Below are 20,253 nucleotides of genomic sequence, written 5' to 3' on the forward strand. Positions count from 1 at the left end.
TCAAGGTTACGGATGGTAACGTGGGGAGTACTCATGCTGATTGGTCTGCAAAAAGCAGTAATAAATTCAGAACTTCAGAATACCGTCAAGTCCCGAAAAAAGAAAAATCAGGTGCGGAATGACGGAGAGAGGAATGATTATGAACAATAACGTTATTGCCATCTCCAGATTCCAGGGAACCATTGAATGGGATAAAGTAAAAGAAGACGGTGTCAGCATGGCGTTTTCTCGCCTGGGAGAAGGTGAGACCTATATTGACCCGACGTTTTCTGAAAATTTCCGAAAATCCAGAGTGGCAGGTATCCCTTCCGGGGCCTGGCATATTTTCCGAGCCAAATCCAGCACGCCAGAAGCACAGGCAAGAACCATAGTAAACACGCTGAAAGAGGCAGGATTTACCAACAAAGATGCTTTTGCCTTTGAAGTCAATAATAAGGTCGGAAGTAATAAGACTGCCACCAAAAATGAAATGGCGAATAACCTTTACCATCTGATACAGCATATTATTGATTCAGACCTTCCCATTTGTCCAATAACTTATACATCAAAACCAATATTGATACCTGGAAGAACAGCGTTGCATGGGAATTGCATGATGATTTCTTTCGGAAAATAAAAATTTGGCCCGAACACTGGAGAACACAACCTGACTACCCTGATACGTTATATCCCTGGGGAAAAGGAAACTGGAGTTTCTGGGAATATTCATCTCACGGAACGATAAAAGGCATTAATGGCGACGTCTTGATCAGTAAAGTCAACCCGCAGCGCTAACGCTTGAATCGCTAAGCGGTAAAAAAAACCCACGGAGAATGTCACAGGACATTCTCCGCTGAGGTCGATGTAGATTATGCCGCCAGACATAATTCAGTTACAGGGGCAATCCTCTACGTAACGTTAAATGGCGATTATTCCCACTCAATCGTTGCAGGCGGCTTGCCAGACACGTCATACACCACGCGAGAAATGCCATCGACTTCGTTGATGATGCGGTTGGAAACGCGACCCAGGAAGTCATACGGCAGGTGTGCCCAGTGAGCGGTCATAAAGTCGATAGTTTCAACCGCACGCAGAGAGACCACCCAGTCGTATTTACGACCGTCGCCCATCACGCCTACGGAACGCACCGGTAGGAACACGGTAAAGGCCTGGCTTACCTTGTGGTACAGGTCAGCATTGTGCAGTTCTTCGATGAAGATGGCATCGGCACGGCGCAGCAGATCGCAGTACTCTTTCTTCACTTCGCCCAGCACGCGCACCCCAAGGCCTGGACCAGGGAACGGATGGCGGAACAGCATGTTGTACGGCAAGCCCAGTTCGAGACCAATTTTACGCACTTCGTCTTTGAACAGCTCTTTCAACGGCTCAACCAGACCCAGCTTCATCTCTTTCGGCAGGCCACCCACGTTGTGGTGAGACTTGATGACGTGCGCTTTGCCGATCTTGGACGCCGCTGATTCAATCACGTCAGGATAGATGGTGCCCTGCGCCAGCCATTTCACCTCGGTCTGCTTGCTTGCTTCTTCATCGAAGACTTCGACGAACACGCGACCAATGATTTTGCGTTTGGCTTCCGGATCGTTTTCACCGGCCAATTCAGACAGGAAACGATCTTCCGCAGCCACGTGCACGATATTCAGACCAAAGTGATCGCCGAACATTTCCAGCACCTGATCCGCTTCGTTCAAACGCAGCAGGCCATTATCCACGAACACGCAGGTCAAACGATCGCCAATGGCACGGTGCAGCAGCACCGCCGTAACAGAGGAGTCAACACCACCGGACAGGCCCAGGATCACGCGATCGTTGCCAATCTGTTCGCGCAGGCGCACTACCGCGTCATCAATGATTTTTGCTGGCGTCCACAGCGCATCACATTGGCAGATATCACGCACGAAACGTTCCAGCATGCGCTGTCCCTGACGGGTGTGCGTCACTTCAGGGTGGAACTGTACGCCGTAAAAGCGTTTCTCTTCGTTAGCCATAATGGCAAACGGGCAGGTATCGGTGCTGGCAACGGTGACGAAATCGGATGGAATGGCCGTCACTTTATCGCCGTGGCTCATCCATACGTCAAGCAGCGGCGCACCGCTTTCACTCAGCGCATCCTGAATATCGCGCAGCAGCGCGCTTTCCGCTTTGATTTCGACCTGAGCATAACCAAACTCACGCTCGCTGGAGCTTTCCACATGTCCACCCAGCTGCATTGCCATGGTCTGCATGCCGTAGCACACACCCAACACCGGCACACCAGCCTGGAACACATATTCCGGCGCGCGAGGGCTGTTGTGCTCGGTGGTGCTTTCCGGGCCACCGGAAAGGATGATGCTGTTCGGGTTAAATTCGCGAATCTGTGCTTCGGTAACGTCCCATGCCCAGAGCTCGCAATAAACGCCCAGTTCACGCACGCGGCGCGCGACCAGTTGCGTGTACTGCGAACCAAAATCCAGAATGAGTATGCGGTGTTGATGAATATTTTCTGTCATGAGAGGCGTATTCCAAAATACGTAAGGAGCAAAAAATAAGAGAACCCGGCGAAGTTTACCGGGTTTCTGTCAAATCAGCCATCACATCGGCAGATTGGCCTGTGGGCCCAATCAACCCATCCGATAGTTCGGAGATTCTTTGGTGATGGTCACATCGTGCACATGGCTTTCCTGAATGCCTGCACCGCTGATGCGAACAAATTCGGCCTGAGTGCGCAGTGCGTCAATGGTGCCGCAACCGGTCAAGCCCATGCAGGAACGCAGGCCCCCCATCTGCTGATGCACGATCTCTTTCAGGTGGCCTTTATAAGCCACGCGCCCTTCGATCCCTTCCGGCACCAGTTTATCTGCCGCATTATCGCTCTGGAAATAACGGTCAGAAGAACCTTTGGACATGGCACCCAACGAGCCCATCCCACGGTAAGATTTAAAGGAACGGCCTTGATACAGCTCGATCTCACCCGGAGATTCTTCCGTGCCCGCCAGCATAGAACCTACCATCACACAGGCTGCACCCGCAGCGATGGCTTTGGCGATGTCACCGGAGAAACGGATACCGCCATCAGCAATGACTGGAATGCCAGTACCTTCAAGCGCTGCTACCGCGTCGGAAATCGCGGTGATCTGCGGTACACCCACGCCGGTAACGATACGGGTGGTACAAATAGAACCAGGGCCAATACCGACTTTCACGGCACTCACGCCTGCTTCAGCCAGCGCTTTGGCACCGGCACCGGTGGCAACGTTGCCGCCGATGATTTGCAGATCGGGGTATTTAGCGCGGGTTTCACGAATGCGCTGCAACACGCCCTCAGAGTGGCCGTGCGAGGAGTCGATCAGCAGCACGTCAACACCGGCAGCAACCAGCGCATCGACGCGCTCCTCGTTGCCCGCGCCAACTGCCGCACCAACGCGCAGGCGACCGTGTTCGTCTTTACAAGCGTTAGGTTTACGCTCGGCTTTCTGGAAGTCTTTCACGGTGATCATGCCGAGCAGATGGAAGCTGCCATCCACCACCAGCGCTTTCTCAACGCGTTTTTCGTGCATTTTTTGCAGCACCACGTCACGCGCTTCGCCTTCACGCACCGTTACCAGACGGTCTTTCGGCGTCATAACGGCGCTCACCGGACGTTCCAAATCAGTCACAAAACGCACGTCACGACCAGTGATAATCCCAACCAGTTCGTTATCGTCAGTCACTACCGGGTAACCGGCAAAGCTGTTACGTTCGGTCAGCGCTGTGACTTCACGCAGCGTGGTGGTTGGCGTCACAGTTTGCGGATCGACAACCACGCCGCTTTCATGACGTTTCACCCGGCTGACTTCTTCCGCCTGGCGCTCAATCGACATGTTTTTATGGATGAAACCGATGCCGCCTTCCTGCGCCAATGCGATGGCCAAACCGGATTCCGTCACGGTATCCATGGCAGCAGAGAGCATAGGAATATTCAAACGAATCGTTTTTGTGAGCTGGGTGGTGAGATCGGCAGTGTTCGGCAGAACGGTCGAATGAGCTGGGATCAGGAGGACGTCATCAAACGTCAGTGCTTCTTTGGCAATACGTAGCATGGGCAATATCTCATGTGGGGATGCGATAAAATATTGCCGTGGCATTATACAGAGCGTAATCGGTTGCCTCCAGCTTTTTTTTATAAAAAACTTGATTAACCTTTCAGGCAAGGTAATATAGGTTAATTAACCCTCTGTTTTAAAATTTGATCTCGCTCACTAAATCGGGTTAGCCAACGCCATGTCCCAAGCGCCTTCATCCGCTATTTTTACCGTCAGCCGCCTCAATCAAACCGTCCGGCAACTGTTGGAAATGGAAATGGGGCAAATCTGGATGTGCGGCGAGATTTCCAACTTCTCCCAGCCCGCCTCCGGTCACTGGTACTTTACCCTGAAAGATGAGCGCGCCCAGGTGCGCTGCGCCATGTTTCGCACCAGCAATCGCCGTGTGACGTTTCGCCCACAAAACGGGCAGCAAGTGTTGCTGCGCGCCACGATCACCCTGTACGAACCGCGCGGTGATTACCAACTGCTGACAGAAAGCATGCAACCCGCAGGCGATGGCCTGTTGCAACAGCAGTTCGAACAGCTTAAGCAGCGATTAGCGTCAGAAGGATTGTTCGATCAGTCATTCAAACAGGCGCTCCCTCGCCCTGCCAGCAGCGTCGGCGTCATTACTTCACCTAGCGGCGCGGCGCTGCATGATATCCTGCATGTGCTACAGCGGCGCGATCCCGCACTGCCGGTGGTGATTTATCCGAGTCAGGTGCAAGGCGAAGAGGCTCCAGCGCAAATTGTTCGCGCCATTCAGCTTGCCAATCAACGACAAGAGTGTGATGTGCTGATCGTTGGGCGCGGCGGCGGTTCGCTGGAAGATCTCTGGAGCTTTAACGATGAACGGGTGGCTCGCGCCATTTTCGCCAGTCGTATTCCTATTGTGAGTGCTGTCGGCCATGAAACCGACGTCACCATTGCCGACTTCGTGGCGGATTTACGCGCCCCGACCCCATCGGCGGCGGCAGAGTTGGTCAGTCGCGATCGCAACGAACTGCTGCGCCAGCTACATGCACAACGTCAGCGGCTGGAAATGGCGATGGATTATTCACTGGCCCAACGCCAGCGCGATTTCTCCCGACTCCACCACCGTTTGCAGCAACAGCATCCGCAGTTACGCTTGGCGCGTCAGCTTAACCAATTGATCACCCTGCGGCGCAGGCTCGATGAGAGAATGCAGCAGCAACTGCGGCGCGCGACCCTGCGCAATGAACGGTTGCAGCAGCGGCTGACGCAGCAGCAGCCACTTTCACGTATTCATCGCGCGCAGCAACACCTGCAACAGATGCAGTACCAATTGCAGCGGCTTATCACCCGGCAACTGAGTGAGAATAAACAGCGGTTGGGTGAGGTTTGTTCCCATCTGGAAGGCGTCAGCCCGCTAAAAACGCTGGCACGTGGCTATAACGTGACCACCACCCCCTCCGGGCAGGTTTTACGCGCCACGACTCAGGCAGCACCCGGCGACACGCTAAAAACCCGGTTACAGGACGGCTGGGTAGAAAGCCAGGTTACGCAGGTCACGCCGGATGCTAAAAAGCGCGCACGTAGGAAATCGCCATAGCTATTCCTGCACCGGAAGGCAGCTGAACAGCACGCGTTGGCGTGAAATCAAACCGTGACCGCGTTGGCAGAAATAACTCACCGAACCACAGGCTGATAAGGTTTGCAGAGGCTGCTGGCATTCCGGGCAATGCGCTTGTTGCTGAAAATGGTGATGGCACTGCGGACACTGGAACCGACTGTCGTTCAGCCAGTTCAGGGCATGTTGGCAATGCGGACACAGGGTTTCCATTGGCTCCTCCGTTTCAGGCTTAAGCGATGCCCCAGGCGCGTAACAAATAAACCCCGAGCACCGTGGCGAAAAACGATCCTACCGTGGTCATGGCGATAATATTAGCCGCCAGCGTAGCGTTTCCCCCCATAGCCCGTGTCATGGCATAGCTGCCTGCCGCCGTCGGAGTCGAGGCAAAGAGAAAAATAATCCCCAACTGCACGCCGCGAAAGCCTACCAGCCAGCCGCCGAGCGCCAGCAGGCCTGGCACCACCACCAGTTTGGCAACGGTGGAAAGCGCCGCGACGTTACTGGTGCGCAGCATGGTTTTAAAATCCAGACTCGCCCCGGCACACAACAATGCCAATGGCAGCGCCAGCCCGGAGATCTGCTGACCAGTTTGTCGCACCACGTCGGGCAGCGCCAAGCCAGACTGAGAATAGCCCACTCCTAGTAACAGCCCAATAATCAGCGGATTGGTCGCGATGCTGGTTAACAGCGCTTTCTTGCTGACGCGGCCGCCATCCTGCCCCCGCCGTAGACTGCGCGTTAGGGTGATCACGGACAGCACGTTGAACAAGATAACAGTGACCGTCAGGTAGAGCGAGCCGACCGCAATCCCCTGCTCACCATAAGCGCGTACCGCAAACGCCAACCCCATAATGCCGGTGTTGGATCAAAAGCCTCCCTGAACGAAAATACCGCGCTCACGGGGATCTTTCACCAGATAAACAGCCACATACTCAAGCAATAAAAACGTGGTTACGGTGCCTACGGCACCATAGAGGATCATCGGGAGATGCGTGGCAATTGACTGTTGGCTGGTCGCCACGCTGAAAAACAGCAGGAAGGGCAGCGCCAGATTAAACACCAGCTTCATTGCCGAATCGCAAAAGGCATCATCCAACTGCCCCAAACGGCGCAGCCCCATGCCAATCAACAGGATTAACAGGTCGGGCATGGTGACATTAAAGGCAAAACTCCAGGTTTCCCAAGACATAACGTACACTTTCACACAGAGTTGACGGTCATTGCTGATTCAAAGGCCATAATAAAAATGGGGCGGATCATCGATTCCGCCCCATTCTGATTACTTGCCTTTCTTGATGTGCTGCATCAAGCGCTTACGCTTACGCAACTGATTGGGCGTGAGGGTATTGCGCTTCTCGGCAAAGGGGTTTTCCCCCTCTTTGAACTGAATGCGAATCGGCGTGCCCATCACGTTCAGCGAACGGCGGTAGTAGTTCATCAGGTAGCGTTTGTAGGAATCCGGCAAATCTTTGACCTGATTGCCGTGGATCACCACAATCGGCGGGTTGTACCCCCCGGCGTGAGCGTATTTCAGCTTCACGCGGCGGCCCTGAACCAGCGGCGGCTGGTGATCGTCAACGGCCATCTGCATGATACGCGTCAACAGCGAGGTGTTCACACGCTTGGTAGCGCAGGTATAGGCTTCGTGCACCGACTCAAACAAGTTACCGACGCCGCTGCCATGCAGCGCAGAGATAAAATGCACGCGCGCAAAATCGATGAACCCGAGACGCAAGTCGAGCATGTCTTTCACCTGCTCTTTGATCTCTTGCGACAGCCCATCCCATTTGTTCACCGCGATAACTAGCGAACGCCCCGCATTAAGAATAAAGCCCAGCAGCGAGAGATCCTGATCGGAAATGCCGTCGCGCGCATCGATAACCAGCAGTACCACGTTGGCATCTTCAATCGCTTGCAGCGTTTTGATCACCGAGAATTTTTCGACGGTTTCCGTGACCTTGCCACGTTTACGTACACCAGCGGTGTCGATCAGCACATACTCGCGGCCATCGCGCTCCATCGGAATGTAAATGCTGTCGCGGGTGGTGCCCGGCATGTCATACATCACCACACGGTCTTCGCCCAGAATACGGTTGGTCAGAGTGGACTTGCCCACATTGGGGCGACCGACAATAGCCAGTTTGATGGGCATACTTTCCGGATCGAAGTCATCTTCGGTGTCCTCTGGCTCATCAGTGTTTTCGCCTAACTGTTCCGCCCAGTAGGCAGCGTTAGCCTCTTCTTCCGTCAGTTCAACCGGTTCATCTTCCTGCTTGGCATAAGGCAGCAACACGTTTTCCAGCAACGAGGTAACACCGCGCCCGTGGGAAGCCGCCATGGGATAGACCTCACCCAGCCCCAGCGAATAGAAATCCGCCATCGCGATATTCGCATCCACGCCATCAATTTTGTTGGCGACCAGGAAAGTGGCTTTCTCGCGGCTGCGTAAATGCTGTGCGATGCCCAGATCGGCAGGCATCAGCCCGGCGCGCGCATCCACCATAAACAGCACGATATCCGCTTCTTCAATGGCGAGCAGCGACTGCCCTGCCATACGGGTTTCCACGCCCTCTTCCGAACCGTCGATACCACCGGTATCAATGATAATGAACTCCTGCCCTCCCACTTCCGCCCGGCCGTATTTACGGTCACGCGTAAGCCCAGGAAAATCCGCCACCAGGGCGTCACGGGTACGCGTCAGGCGGTTAAACAGGGTAGATTTTCCCACATTCGGGCGCCCAACGAGCGCGACGACAGGTATCATTTCACAACCTCATTTATTATATTTCAATATGTTACAGCAAATCGACTCGCTGACATTTAAAAGACGAAACGGCTCCTGATGCGTTCAGGAGCCGTTTCAAGGCTCACACCGCCTGCGCGGTGCAGCCCAGATACCTTCTGTTCTCTAGCGGGTAAACGCGTATACGTCGCCGTTCCTGGCCTGAATCAACAGCTTGTCGCTGGCCACCACCGGGTCGCTCAGGAAACCGGAACTGTCCACTTTATGCTGCGCCACGAAACGACCATCCGCAGTATTGATCCAGTGCAGATAGCCTTCGGAGTCACCCACCACCAGATAGCCATTATACAGCGCTGGCCCGGTCAGGTTACGGTGCAGCAGATCGCTTTGTCGCCACAGATTCACGCCGCCATTGGTGCTGAGAGCGACCACGCGATCGTTTTGATCCACGACGTAGATACGATCGCCATCGATGACAAAATCCTGCACGCTGCCCAGCTCGCGTTTCCACACGATCTGGCCGGAGCGCAGATCGAGCGCAGCCATGTTGCCGTTATAGCCGAGTGCATACACCAGCTCACCAGCCACCACCGGCGTCGTATCCACATCGTTCAGGCGATCGATTTCGGTCGCGCCGCTCGGTTGAGAAATGCGCTGCTGCCAAATCAGTTGTCCTTGGTTGATCAGCACCGCATTTACACGACCGTTGTCACCGCCGACAATAGCAGCACCAAACGCGGTGGCAGGCGCAGACTCACCGCGCAGCGACAGCGTTGGGATATCTAGGTTTACGGTCCATTTGATGGCACCGTCACTTTCATCCAGCGCTTGCAGCATACCGTTGCTGGTGTGCACCAACACCACGCCATCACTCACCACCGGGCGTGATAATACTTCACCCGCCGCCGTGGCTTGCCATGCAAGGGTACCGTCTGCCGCATTAAGCGCAAACACCTCTGCGCGCTCGCTACCGACATACACACGATCGCCAGAGACCGTCACACCGCCGGAAAGCAGCGCGGATTCACGCGACGAGAGAAACCCACGTTTGGTAGACAGATCGGCGCGCCACAGCTCTTTGCCGTTCGCCAAGTCCATCGCCTTCACCAGACCTTTACGGTCGGCGGCAAAAACGCGATCGCCCTGCCAGGCTGGACGCAAATTGGAGTAGTGCCCGTCAAGGCCGCTCCCCACAGAACTGCTCCAAACTTTGGTTGGCGTAAACTGATTCTCAACCTTGGGCAGCGGCGACATGGTTACCACGTCTTCTTCACCGCTGAACAGCGAACATCCGCTCAAAAAAGCCAGAGAAAGCATTCCAACCACAAGTGTTTTACGCAATTGCATGACGTTCCTCTTAGCCCGGCAGATTATTTAATTTCATACGCAGCAACGCCTGCAATGCCTGTGGCGGATTCGCCGCCACCCCTTTATCGTATGCCGCACGCGCAGCCGCGTTATCGCCTTTGCTCACCAAGGCGTCGCCGCGTACATCCGCCACCATGGCAGCCCATCCCGCCTGTGTGATGGTATCCAGCGTTTTCAATGCGTCATCGGCTTTCCCCTGCTGCACCTGAACGCGCGCCAAACGTAGCGCGGTCAATGCTTGCAGATCGACATCTTTGGTTTGCGTCAACGCGGTGCGCAATTGGGTTTCCGCCTGAGCGAACTCCCCTTTATCGGCGTGATAGCGCGCCAGTTGCAAGGAAGACAGCACGCCATAGCTGCTCTTATTCTCGGCCGAGAATTTTTCCGCCGCCGAAACGCCCGCCGCATCACCTTTCGCCAATGCTTCACTGGCCTGCTGGTAAGCCAACGAGGAAGACATGGCCCCTTCAGACTGATGATTCTGCCAGTAACGCCACCCGACCAGGGCACCGATACCGAGCACAATCCCCACCACCAACGCTTTGCCGTTTTCAATCAAAAAGCGGCGCAACGCATCAACTTGCTCATTCTCAGTGGTATAGACTTCCACGGTGTCTCTCTCCTCAACCCAGTAACGTTGCCAGACGCGCGGCAACGTCCGCCTGCGCCAATGTATCCTGCTCGCCGGTCACGTATTCAATGTGTTGCTCCGCAATAAAAATAGTATTCATGCTCTATGTTCTCTTCATGCATTCAGGCTGGTTTTAAACACCTTTTTTGCATGCCAGACTATGTAGCAATACACTCATTGAATACGTGACCTGCTCGCCGCTGCTCAGATTTTTCACCACCACCTGACCGGAAGCCACTTCGTTCTCGCCCAGCACCAGCGCAATACGAGCGCCCCATTTATCCGCGCGAGCAAACTGTTTCTTGAAATTTCCGCCGCCATAGTTGGTCATCAGTTTCAGCTCTGGCAGCGCATCACGCAGTGTTTCAGCCAGTTGCATGGCCGCTGACTGCGTGCCAACGCCGGAGGAAATCAGATACACCTCAACGCCAGGCAGTGCGGTGAAATCAGGGTTAACCGACTGCACTAACAGCACCAAACGCTCCAGCCCCATGGCAAAACCGACAGCAGGCGTGGCATGCCCACCGAGCTGCTCCACCATGCCATCATAACGGCCGCCCGCGCACACCGTGCCCTGCGAACCCAGACTGGTGGTGACCCACTCGAACACCGTGCGGTTGTAATAATCCAGACCGCGCACCAACCGCGGATTCACCGTAAATGGGATACCCGCTTGCGTTAAAAGTTCACCCAGTTGCTCAAAGTGTTGGCGAGATTCGTCATCCAGATAGTCCGTCAACACCGGCGCATCATTGAGAAGTGCCTGCACCTGCGCGTTTTTGGAATCCAATACGCGCAGCGGGTTGGTATACATGCGACGCAAACAATCTTCATCCAACTGATCTTTGTGTTGTTCCAGAAACGCGATCAAGGCGTCACGGTAGCGCGCCCGCGCTTCCAGCGAACCGATGGAGTTCAGTTCCAGCGCAACGTGTTCGGCGATACCCAGTTCGCGCCACCAGCGCGCACTGAGCAGGATCAGTTCGGCATCGATATCCGGCCCTTGCAGACCAAACACTTCACAGCCTAACTGATGGAATTGACGGTAGCGCCCTTTTTGCGGACGTTCGTGACGGAACATCGGCCCCATATACCACAGGCGCTGTTCCTGATTATAGAGGATGCCGTGTTCAATACCGGCACGTACGCAGCCTGCGGTCCCTTCCGGGCGCAGTGAGAGGCTATCGCCGTTACGGTCGTCAAAGGTGTACATCTCTTTTTCGACCACATCAGTCACTTCGCCAATCGCCCGTTTAAACAACGGCGTCTGTTCAACGATGGGCAGACGGATTTCACTGTAACCGTAACTGCGGAGTACTTTTTTCAGGCTATCTTCGATACGCTGCCATAAGGCCGTTTCGGCAGGCAGATAATCATTCATGCCGCGTATGGCTTGGATATTTTTTGCCACGTCAGTTCTCTATGCGTTTTAAAATCGTTTTTCCAATGGATCCGATTATAGGGGGTGCAATGTGCTCTGTTCAACGTTAAAGCCACCGCCGGGTTTAACGGTCACTGACGATGCGAGGCTGATTACTTGTCCACCACATTGACCGTGATGCGCTTATTTTCATCCAGCATCGCCGCTTTGGCGCGAATTTTCGCTTCCAGTTGGTCAATCATGTCGTCGTTGTCAAAGCGCTCTCTCTGACGCACGCCATCTTCATAAAAACCGCTTTTCTTGTTACCGCCGGTCACGCCCAGCGTTGAGACCAGCGCTTCGCCCGGCCCGTTGACCACGCAACCGATAATGGAAACGTCCATCGGCGTAATGATATCTTCCAGACGCTGTTCCAGCGCGTTGACCGTGCCGATAACATCGAATTCCTGACGAGAGCAGGTAGGGCACGCGATGAAATTGATGCCACGCGCGCGAATACGCAGCGATTTCAGGATATCAAAGCCGACTTTGACTTCTTCAACCGGATCGGCCGCCAACGAAATACGCAGCGTGTCGCCAATGCCTTCCGACAGCAACAGCCCCAGACCGATAGCCGATTTGACCGCACCGCTGCGTGCGCCGCCCGCTTCCGTAATCCCCAGATGCAGCGGCTGATCGATACGCGCCGCCAGCAAGCGGTAAGACTGCACTGCCAGAAACACATCCGACGATTTCACACTCACCTTGAACTGATCGAAGTTGAGGCGATCGAGGATGTCCACGTGACGCATTGCAGATTCCAACAGCGCTTCCGGCGTGGGTTCACCGTATTTTTCCTGAAGATCCTTTTCCAGTGAACCGCCGTTGACCCCGATGCGAATCGGAATGTTTTTATCGCGCGCGCAATCGACCACCGAGCGAATACGCTCTTCGTTGCCGATATTGCCGGGATTGATACGCAGGCAGTCTACGCCGTATTCCGCCACTTTCAGCGCGATACGGTAGTCAAAGTGGATATCGGCCACCAGCGGAACGTTAACCTGCTGTTTGATAAGCTTAAACGCTTCTGCTGCGTCCATGGTAGTCACGGAGACGCGAACAATATCCACGCCAACGCGTTCAAGGGATTTGATCTGTTTTACCGTGGCGTCCACATCGGTGGTTCGGGTGTTAGTCATCGACTGCACAGCAATCGGTGCGCCGTCACCAACAGGCACCTTGCCGACGTAAATGCGCGTTGATTTGCAACGGACGATGGGTGCAGGGTTATGCATTACTTCTTCTCCACATTTACAGCATCACCGGCACCGGAAATTACTCCGCTGCCAGCGTCAGACGAGCAATCTGGTTGCTTCTTACAAACCGGCTCAAATCCACCGGTTTACCTTGATACTGAATTTGCACTGCTGCCGGTGCGCCGATCTTCAAGCGATAAGGCGCCTGACCGCTCAGGTTTAACACACTGCCGCCGCGCTGCACGCCGCTGTAGAGTTTTTTGCCTGCCGCATCGATCACTTCCAGCCAGCAGTCGGCACTAAAGGTCATGGCAATGGTATTGCCGCTGTCACTGACAGGCGTTGCGCTCTGTGAAGCAACGGACTCTGTAGCATCTGTAGCAGTAGTAGCAGTAGAAGAGGGCGTGGTAACCGGTGCAACAGGCTGATGCCCATTACCTGCCTGCGCTGACGTCACTGGCGCACCCGTGGTCGTTGCTGCATTTGCAGCAGGCGTATTCACCGACGCTGAATTCGCGGCGGTGTTTGCACCTTCCGGCGCGGCCGGCGCAATCTGTGTCAAATCGATAGTCTGTGAACCCGTCGTGGCGAGCGGAACCGCCGTTTGACTCTCCGCCTCTTCCGGTGTGTTAGCCGCAGCGTGATCGACCATAGAGCTGATCTCTTGCTGCTGCACCTGATAATTCTGCCACCACCAAGCACCGGTTAACCCTAGCACGATAAGCACCACCAGCCAGGTAAAGGTCATCAACCAGCCATCGCGTTTCTTACGGCTTTTTCCCAAGGCAAAGCCTTGCATTGATGCCACGTTGGCGATTCTCGGCACCACGTGTTTATCCAACGCTGGCAGCAGTTCGCTTTCCGGCAAATGCACCAGCTTGGCATAAGAGCGGATATAACCGCGCAAAAAGGTAGGTGCTAAATCGGGAGAGGTGCTGCCCTCTTCGATCTCTCGCACGGTGGTCACTTTGAGGCATAAACGTTCAGCGACAGTTTGCTGTGTCAATCCCATATGCTCACGCACCTGACGCAGACGCTCGCCAGGAGTGGCAGGGGTGGTATTTTCTAGAGTGGCTTCAGTATTCATTAGCTAAGAACTGCTGGTACTGTTTAGAGTGTGGAAAACTTCGCGCCAGCCTGTCGCCATGATAGTTACGCTCATCATCACGGCCCGCCAACGCGGCGAAACGAATCTCTAACCACAGACTCTCAGCGCTGGCTGGAAGACTATGGTGATAAATATCCAAAAGGTGCCTGGCTTCGTTAAAGTGTTGGGCAGTCAGTCGATGCCCCACTTCACTGAGCACCCTGTCGCCTTTTGTCGGGTCATAGTGTAGCTCCCGAACTGGCAATGTGCGTGCCTCATCACATTTTCCCGCTTTGAAATGGCAGTATCCCGCGTTTTCCAAAGCCTGCGCAACTTCCCGATAATCAGGATGTTGCGCCGCAGCGCTGAACTGTTTCTGCGCCGCTACATACTGCCCTAAACTACAGAGAAACGCACCGTAATTATTCATTACGCTGGCATTTTCCGGTGCCTGACGCAACGCGATTTGATAACGCCGTTCTGCCGCACCATACTCGCCAATGCGCTGTTCGTACAACGCCATACCCAGTTGGGTACGGTAATCGTCTGGAGCGGCCTCAACGGCGCTCGACAAGTTGCGCCGCGCCGCGTCAAGATCGTCTCGTTTCAGGTATGCCATACCCAGTTGCAACCGCGTAGTGACCAACGCTTCGATCGCCGACGGGCGCTGCACCTTGGCACACCCACTCAACAGTGGCACTACGATGCCGAGCGCGAATAAAACACGACGCTGTACATACTCTTGACGTTGTACATAATCTTGCTGAATACGAGGTGTCATCCTGACCCTCCGCTAAAAAACGGATTCCCTGTCCGCTCGCAGTCGCATCCCGCATTGTCGTTAACGCGGCAAACACCCGCGTGTATTCAGCCAATACACGCTAGCTACGCGGACGCCATCATACGCCGATGAAAGGCATTTGGCACCCTGATTCGATGCCAAATGCCATTTCACCAAGCACATTAAGGCATTAGACCGCTTTGACCTGAATTGGTTCACCCGCGCGTTTGGTGCGCAGCGTCCGCTTGGTACGATCGACCACTTCGCCCGCCAATTGACCGCACGCCGCATCAATATCGTCACCGCGCGTCTTACGCACGATGGTGGTGAAACCATACTCCATCAGCACCTTGGAGAAACGGTCTACACGGCTGTTGGAACTGCGACCATAGGGCGCGCCCGGGAACGGGTTCCAGGGAATCAGGTTAATCTTGCAGGGGGTATCTTTTAAACACTCGGCAAGCTGATGCGCATGTTCGGTGCCATCATTGATGTGATCCAGAAGCACGTATTCCACCGTAACACGCCCCTGATTGGCATTGGATTTCTCCAGATAGCGACGCACAGCGGCTAAAAAGGTCGCAATGTCATACTTTTTGTTGATTGGCATGATTTCATTGCGGATATCATCCGTCGGCGCGTGCAGCGATATCGCCAAAGCGACATCGATCATATCACCCAATTTATCCAGCGCCGGTACCACACCAGAGGTAGAAAGCGTCACGCGGCGTTTGGATAAACTAAAACCGAAATCATCCAGCATGATTTCCATGGCGGGCACCACGTTGTTCAGGTTCAGCAACGGCTCACCCATGCCCATCATAACCACGTTGGTGATTGGGCGCTGACCGGTGACTTTCTGAGCACCGATAATTTTCGCGGCACGCCACACCTGGCCAATAATTTCCGATACGCGCAGGTTACGGTTGAACCCCTGCTGCGCGGTCGAACAAAACTTGCATTCAAGGGCACAGCCCACCTGCGAGGAGACGCAGAGCGTGGCACGATCTTCTTCCGGGATGTACACGGTTTCGACCCGTTGCCCACCGACCAGAATCGCCCATTTGATGGTGCCGTCCGAAGAACGCTGTTCAGCGACCACTTCCGGCGCACGGATCTCGGCGATCTGCTGTAACTTCTGACGCAGCACCTTGTTGATGTCCGTCATTTCGGCGAAATCATCGCTACAGTAGTGATACATCCACTTCATCACCTGATCGGCGCGGAATGGCTTTTCACCAATGGAGGCAAAAAAGGCGCGCATTTGCTGGCGATTCAAATCCAACAGATTGATCTTTTCACCATCGGTTTTCACGACAGGTGCAGCATCAGTAGCAGTGGAGGAACAGGTGGCGGCAGACAGGGTGGTGCTTTCCGCTAAAGACAGAGACTGGGACATGCTCATAATGGTAACTCTTGGCCTCGTTATTACACGTTGTGGCGCGACAGATGACGATAATATGAATAAGAAACGCCCCGGACAAACAGTGCGCGCTCATCCGGGGCGCTGCATTGTACAAAGTTTAAAACAGCGATGCTACCGCCGCCGCGTTTTTTTACGCTTGATGCGAGAAAAACCGCCGCACCAGGTTAACGCAGGCGCGGGCAGATCTCTTCAGCACTGAAGAAATAAGCAATCTCACGTGCAGCAGATTCCGGAGAATCGGAGCCGTGTACCGCATTTTCGGTAAAACTGTCTGCGTAGTCAGCGCGCAGTGTACCAGCCAACGCATTCGCCGGATTGGTCGCGCCCATGATGTCACGGTTGCGCTGAATGGCGTTTTCCCCTTCCAACACCTGCACCATGATAGGGCCAGAGGTCATGAAATCCACCAGGCCATCAAAAAACGGCTTGCCTTGGTGCTCAGCATAGAAACCTTCCGCCTGCGCACGGGTTAATTGCACCATTTTAGCGGCCACCAGCGTGAATCCGGCGCTTTCAAAACGCGCGTAAATGGCACCGATGGCATTCTTGGCTACGGCATTGGGTTTTACGATGGAAAAGGTACGTTCTACCGTCATATTGACCTCATTATGTCACACGCTAATAACGACCGGATTAAAAGAATTATCATACCAGTCAGTGAAAGTGGCGCCGATTATAGGGTGGCAACATTCCCTTGCCTATCGGCTTATATAACATTTTCTTAAAAAAATCGTATCTTTTTGTCTCGTCATTGCGCACATCGCCACACGGATGGGCAAATACCCGTGTCATGGCAATCACTGTCCGATCACAGTTCCCAGAGTAATTTGTTACCTTTTGAGTAATTTGTTTTTAAAACAATAAGATAACTAGAATTACCGCACGATTCACTGCTAGACTTTACCCGTACGCTACACCTTCTCAGGTGACACCTGACAGACGTTACCCTTAACAATAGCCACGAAGAGGGCAAAAAATGAAAAGAGCCGTCAATGCGTTGCAGAATTTCGGCAAATCGCTGTACGGTCCGGTGCTGATCCTGCCAATCGTCGGGTTGTTTATCGCGTTTGGTAATGTGTTCGGTAACGGCAATCTGGCCGAATATCTGCCTTTGCTGCACCACCCCATTATTCAGAATTTTGGTCAACTGATCGCCAAATCCGCCGTTGCCATCCTGGCCAACCTGGCGCTGGTGTTTGCCGTCGGCATCCCCATAGGCCTTGCCACGCGTGACAAAGGCTATGCCGCCCTGATCGGGTTGGTGACCTTTATCATTTTCATCAACGCGATGAACATTACGCTGCAACTTCAGGGCAAACTGGTGCCTGCCGCAGAGATGCGTCCTGCCGGGCAAGGCATGGTTCTGGGCGTGCAAGTGCTGGAAATGGGCGTGTTCGCCGGTATCCTCATCGGTGCCTTTGCCGGTTATCTGTTTAACCGTTATTCCAGCAAACAGTTTAACGGCATGATGGCTATCTACTCAGGCCACTGCTTTGTCACCATTCTGGCAATCCCCAGCGCGATATTGCTCGGCTTTGTCATGAGCGCCGTCTGGCCCTATGCCCAGCACGGTATCAGCGCACTGGCCTTTGCGATTAAAGGCGCAGGACCGTTTGGGGTAGCTATTTACGGCTTCCTTGAACGAATTCCGATCCCGACCGTGCTGCATCATCTGGTCTATACCCCGTCCCTGTATACCGAACTCGGTGGAACCGCCGATGTGTGCGGCAAGCTGTATCAGGGTACGCGTAATATTTATTTCGCCGAAATGGCCTGCCCCAGCGTCACACAACTGAGCCCGACCGTCGCCTGGGATGCACGCGGTATCAGTAAAATGTTTGGCCTGACTGCGGCGGCACTGGCAATGTACGTCACCGCTAAGCCAGAAAAACGCATTGCCGCAAAGGCTATCCTGATTCCTGCTGCCTTTACCTCTTTCCTGCTCGGCGTCACCGAGCCGCTGGAGTTCTCCTTCCTGTTCGTCGCGCCGTTACTGTTTGTGGTGCACGCGGTGTTGACCGGGTTGGGGATGATGCTGTTCTCGCTGCTTGGCGTGCACGCCATTGGTGCTAACGGCGTGATCGATTTTCTGCTGTATAACCTGCCACTGGGCATCGCCAAATCCAACTGGCCGATGTACATCGCGGTCGGTCTTACCATGTCGGTGATCTACTTCTTTGTGTTCCGCACCCTGATCTTGTACTTCGACATGCCGACACCCGGACGTGAAGCGGATGAAGAAGAGACGCGGCTCTACTCCAAAACCGACTATCAGAGTAAAGCGCAGGAAAAAGGCAGCAACGCCCCCGACGGTGCCACCGTCATCGCCGGACTGGGCGGCAAACCCAATATTGAGGTGGTCGACAACTGCTACACCCGATTGCGGGTGACAGTGAAAGACACTGCGCTGGTCGATGACCAGCAGTTGAAAACCACCGGTGCCAAAGCCGTTATCCGCCAGGGCAACAATGTCCAGGTGGTGTATGGCCTGCACGTAAAAACCGTTCGTGAAGCCTTAGAAAATGCGCTTTAAAAGGAGACAGACGATGACCAAACCCCCTTTCATCCTGACCATTGACGGTGGCGGCAGTACCTATACCCCGGGCATCGTGAAAAGCCTGATGGTGCGCCTGGCGGATTTCCCGCTGGCTGAAATCCGCTTGTACGACATCGACAGTCAACGTCAGGACACCATCGCGCCGGTGGTCGAAAAGGTGATTCGCGATCACAGCAACAGCATTCGTTACTGTGTCACCACCGATCCAGAAGTGGCGTTCTCCGGTGCGCATTTTGTGTTTGCACAAATGCGTGTTGGACAATACAAAATGCGCGAGCAGGATGAGAAGATCCCGCTACGTCACGGTGTAGTTGGGCAGGAAACCTGCGGCCCCGGTGGATTGGCCTACGGCTTGCGCACCATTCTGCCGATGGTTGAACTGATCGATCTAGTTGAGCGCTTTGCACATAAAAATGCCTGGATTGTTAACTACTCCAATCCGGCGGCGATTGTCGCGGAAGGGATCCGCCGCCTGCGCCCTGATGCCCGGGTACTAAATATCTGCGATATGCCAGTGGCAGCGATGCGCAATATCGCCGCCGTGCTGGGCGTAAAACGCGAAGAAATTACCGTTGATTACTTCGGCCTGAATCACTTTGGCTGGTTTACCCGCGTGCTGGTCGAAGGTGAAGATCGTTTGCCGGAATTACGCGAGCACATCGCCCGTTATGGCCTGCTAACCGCCAATGCCGCAGACACCGATCCGCAGCATGCCGATCCGTCCTGGGTGAAAACCTGGCGCAATATCAAACCGGTGATGGATCATTTCCCGGAATTCGTGCCTAACCCTTATTTGCAGTACTACCTCATGCCTAACGAGATCGTCGCGCATCAGGACCCTAACTACACCCGCGCCAACGAAGTGATGGACGGGCGCGAGAAGAAACTGTTTGCTGCCGCCGCGACCTACAAACAAACCGGGATTTTGCCGGACGCGTTCCACGTTGGCGTGCACGGCGCGTTTATTGTCGATGTTGCCTGCTCACTGGCGTTCGACCTGCGCCAGCGCCATCTGGTGATCGTTGAGAACAAAGGGGCTATTGCCAATCTTCCTTATGATGCGATGGTGGAGGTACCCGCGTATATCACGGCAAACGGGCCGGAGCCGGTTCGCATGGGCAATGTGCCGACATTCCATCGCGCGCTGCTGGAACAGCAGTTGGCGTCCGAGCAGTTATTGGTGGAAGCGACCCTGGAAGGCAGTTACGAGAAAGCTTTGCAGGCGTTTATGCTCAATCGTACCGTGCCCACCATGCAGCATGCCAAAGCGATCCTCGATGAGATGATCGCGGCAAACCAGGAATATTGGCCGCAGTTGAAACAGGCCTACCGTGACGGCGTGGCGGTGAAAGCAGGCAAATTCGAATAGCTGCTTGTCGGAAAAGGAAAAATGGCTGACAATATTTACCA

General features: G+C 54.4%; 16 protein-coding genes and 1 pseudogene. 4 read left to right on the forward strand and 13 right to left on the reverse strand.

Going from position 1 to position 20,253, the window contains the following annotated elements:
- Window positions 1-139: 139 nt before the first annotated feature.
- Complete coding sequence (locus tag ACTBDZ_RS01625) at window positions 140-616, forward strand: GH25 family lysozyme (RefSeq protein ID WP_438813979.1); 477 nt, start codon at window positions 140-142, stop codon at window positions 614-616.
- Between the two features lie 292 nt (window positions 617-908).
- Here the strand turns inward: ACTBDZ_RS01625 and guaA are convergent, their stop codons facing one another.
- Both guaA and guaB read right to left on the reverse strand, forming a co-directional pair.
- Window positions 909-2,486 (reverse strand): glutamine-hydrolyzing GMP synthase, encoded by a 1,578-nt coding sequence (gene guaA / locus ACTBDZ_RS01630; protein WP_438813981.1) that lies wholly within the window; start codon window positions 2,484-2,486, stop codon window positions 909-911.
- Between the two features lie 111 nt (window positions 2,487-2,597).
- A complete protein-coding gene (guaB, locus tag ACTBDZ_RS01635; protein ID WP_438813982.1) occupies window positions 2,598-4,055 on the reverse strand; it encodes an IMP dehydrogenase in 1,458 nt (485 codons plus the stop codon).
- Window positions 4,056-4,236: 181 nt separating this feature from the next.
- Here guaB and xseA point away from each other — a divergent pair, with 181 nt between their 5' ends.
- Window positions 4,237-5,613 carry an exodeoxyribonuclease VII large subunit gene (gene xseA / locus ACTBDZ_RS01640; protein ID WP_438813983.1) on the forward strand — a complete coding sequence of 459 codons (1,377 nt, stop codon included), beginning with the start codon at window positions 4,237-4,239 and terminating at the stop codon, window positions 5,611-5,613.
- On the opposite strand, the gene ACTBDZ_RS01645 is transcribed toward xseA, so the two are convergent.
- The 11 genes and pseudogenes from ACTBDZ_RS01645 to ndk form a co-directional block, all read right to left on the reverse strand.
- Complete coding sequence (locus tag ACTBDZ_RS01645; protein ID WP_438813984.1) at window positions 5,614-5,844, reverse strand: zinc ribbon domain-containing protein; 231 nt, start codon at window positions 5,842-5,844, stop codon at window positions 5,614-5,616.
- Between the two features lie 19 nt (window positions 5,845-5,863).
- Window positions 5,864-6,823: pseudogene (locus ACTBDZ_RS01650) on the reverse strand (AEC family transporter).
- A gap of 90 nt (window positions 6,824-6,913) precedes the next feature.
- Entirely contained in the window at window positions 6,914-8,398 is a 1,485-nt protein-coding gene (der, locus tag ACTBDZ_RS01655) for a ribosome biogenesis GTPase Der (protein ID WP_438813985.1), read from the reverse strand.
- 144 nt (window positions 8,399-8,542) lie between these two features.
- The gene (gene bamB / locus ACTBDZ_RS01660; RefSeq protein ID WP_438813986.1) at window positions 8,543-9,724 is read right to left on the reverse strand and encodes an outer membrane protein assembly factor BamB; all 1,182 of its coding nucleotides are present in this window, start codon (window positions 9,722-9,724) and stop codon (window positions 8,543-8,545) included.
- A gap of 10 nt (window positions 9,725-9,734) precedes the next feature.
- Entirely contained in the window at window positions 9,735-10,355 is a 621-nt protein-coding gene (locus ACTBDZ_RS01665) for a YfgM family protein (RefSeq protein ID WP_438813987.1), read from the reverse strand.
- Window positions 10,356-10,509: 154 nt separating this feature from the next.
- Entirely contained in the window at window positions 10,510-11,787 is a 1,278-nt protein-coding gene (gene hisS / locus ACTBDZ_RS01670; protein WP_438813988.1) for a histidine--tRNA ligase, read from the reverse strand.
- Between the two features lie 122 nt (window positions 11,788-11,909).
- Window positions 11,910-13,031 carry a flavodoxin-dependent (E)-4-hydroxy-3-methylbut-2-enyl-diphosphate synthase gene (gene ispG, locus ACTBDZ_RS01675; RefSeq protein ID WP_438813989.1) on the reverse strand — a complete coding sequence of 374 codons (1,122 nt, stop codon included), beginning with the start codon at window positions 13,029-13,031 and terminating at the stop codon, window positions 11,910-11,912.
- Between the two features lie 40 nt (window positions 13,032-13,071).
- Window positions 13,072-14,079: a cytoskeleton protein RodZ gene (rodZ, locus tag ACTBDZ_RS01680; protein ID WP_438813990.1), complete on the reverse strand. Its 1,008-nt coding sequence runs from the start codon at window positions 14,077-14,079 to the stop codon at window positions 13,072-13,074.
- Window positions 14,069-14,860 (reverse strand): type IV pilus biogenesis/stability protein PilW, encoded by a 792-nt coding sequence (gene pilW, locus ACTBDZ_RS01685; RefSeq protein ID WP_438813991.1) that lies wholly within the window; start codon window positions 14,858-14,860, stop codon window positions 14,069-14,071. Before pilW ends, rodZ begins: the two co-directional genes overlap by 11 nt.
- Window positions 14,861-15,050: 190 nt before the next feature.
- Window positions 15,051-16,259 (reverse strand): bifunctional tRNA (adenosine(37)-C2)-methyltransferase TrmG/ribosomal RNA large subunit methyltransferase RlmN, encoded by a 1,209-nt coding sequence (locus ACTBDZ_RS01690; protein WP_438814003.1) that lies wholly within the window; start codon window positions 16,257-16,259, stop codon window positions 15,051-15,053.
- Between the two features lie 191 nt (window positions 16,260-16,450).
- Window positions 16,451-16,882: a nucleoside-diphosphate kinase gene (gene ndk, locus ACTBDZ_RS01695; RefSeq protein ID WP_264643629.1), complete on the reverse strand. Its 432-nt coding sequence runs from the start codon at window positions 16,880-16,882 to the stop codon at window positions 16,451-16,453.
- Window positions 16,883-17,262: 380 nt separating this feature from the next.
- On the opposite strand from ndk, the gene ACTBDZ_RS01700 reads away from it, so the two are divergent.
- On the forward strand, window positions 17,263-18,819 hold the full coding sequence (locus ACTBDZ_RS01700) for a PTS transporter subunit EIIC (RefSeq protein WP_438813992.1): 1,557 nt from the start codon (window positions 17,263-17,265) through the stop codon (window positions 18,817-18,819).
- Window positions 18,820-18,832: 13 nt separating this feature from the next.
- Window positions 18,833-20,212 (forward strand): 6-phospho-alpha-glucosidase, encoded by a 1,380-nt coding sequence (locus ACTBDZ_RS01705; RefSeq protein ID WP_438813993.1) that lies wholly within the window; start codon window positions 18,833-18,835, stop codon window positions 20,210-20,212.
- Window positions 20,213-20,253 lie beyond the last annotated feature (41 nt).

The sequence above is a fragment of the Symbiopectobacterium sp. genome (assembly GCF_051710365.1).
In the GTDB taxonomy this organism is placed as follows: Bacteria; Pseudomonadota; Gammaproteobacteria; order Enterobacterales; family Enterobacteriaceae; genus Symbiopectobacterium.

What these genes read in the sequence shown, in the direction of transcription:
- xseA (WP_438813983.1), top strand. Translation starts at nt 4,237, where the DNA reads ATGTCCCAAGCGCCTTCATCCGCTATTTTTACCGTCAGCCGCCTCAAT.
- ACTBDZ_RS01705 (WP_438813993.1), top strand. Translation starts at nt 18,833, where the DNA reads ATGACCAAACCCCCTTTCATCCTGACCATTGACGGTGGCGGCAGTACC.
- der (WP_438813985.1), bottom strand. Translation starts at nt 8,398, where the DNA reads ATGATACCTGTCGTCGCGCTCGTTGGGCGCCCGAATGTGGGAAAATCT.
- ACTBDZ_RS01625 (WP_438813979.1), top strand. Translation starts at nt 140, where the DNA reads ATGAACAATAACGTTATTGCCATCTCCAGATTCCAGGGAACCATTGAA.
- bamB (WP_438813986.1), bottom strand. Translation starts at nt 9,724, where the DNA reads ATGCAATTGCGTAAAACACTTGTGGTTGGAATGCTTTCTCTGGCTTTT.
- ispG (WP_438813989.1), bottom strand. Translation starts at nt 13,031, where the DNA reads ATGCATAACCCTGCACCCATCGTCCGTTGCAAATCAACGCGCATTTAC.
- guaB (WP_438813982.1), bottom strand. Translation starts at nt 4,055, where the DNA reads ATGCTACGTATTGCCAAAGAAGCACTGACGTTTGATGACGTCCTCCTG.
- ACTBDZ_RS01700 (WP_438813992.1), top strand. Translation starts at nt 17,263, where the DNA reads ATGAAAAGAGCCGTCAATGCGTTGCAGAATTTCGGCAAATCGCTGTAC.
- ACTBDZ_RS01690 (WP_438814003.1), bottom strand. Translation starts at nt 16,259, where the DNA reads ATGTCCCAGTCTCTGTCTTTAGCGGAAAGCACCACCCTGTCTGCCGCC.
- rodZ (WP_438813990.1), bottom strand. Translation starts at nt 14,079, where the DNA reads ATGAATACTGAAGCCACTCTAGAAAATACCACCCCTGCCACTCCTGGC.
- ACTBDZ_RS01645 (WP_438813984.1), bottom strand. Translation starts at nt 5,844, where the DNA reads ATGGAAACCCTGTGTCCGCATTGCCAACATGCCCTGAACTGGCTGAAC.
- ndk (WP_264643629.1), bottom strand. Translation starts at nt 16,882, where the DNA reads ATGACGGTAGAACGTACCTTTTCCATCGTAAAACCCAATGCCGTAGCC.
- pilW (WP_438813991.1), bottom strand. Translation starts at nt 14,860, where the DNA reads ATGACACCTCGTATTCAGCAAGATTATGTACAACGTCAAGAGTATGTA.
- guaA (WP_438813981.1), bottom strand. Translation starts at nt 2,486, where the DNA reads ATGACAGAAAATATTCATCAACACCGCATACTCATTCTGGATTTTGGT.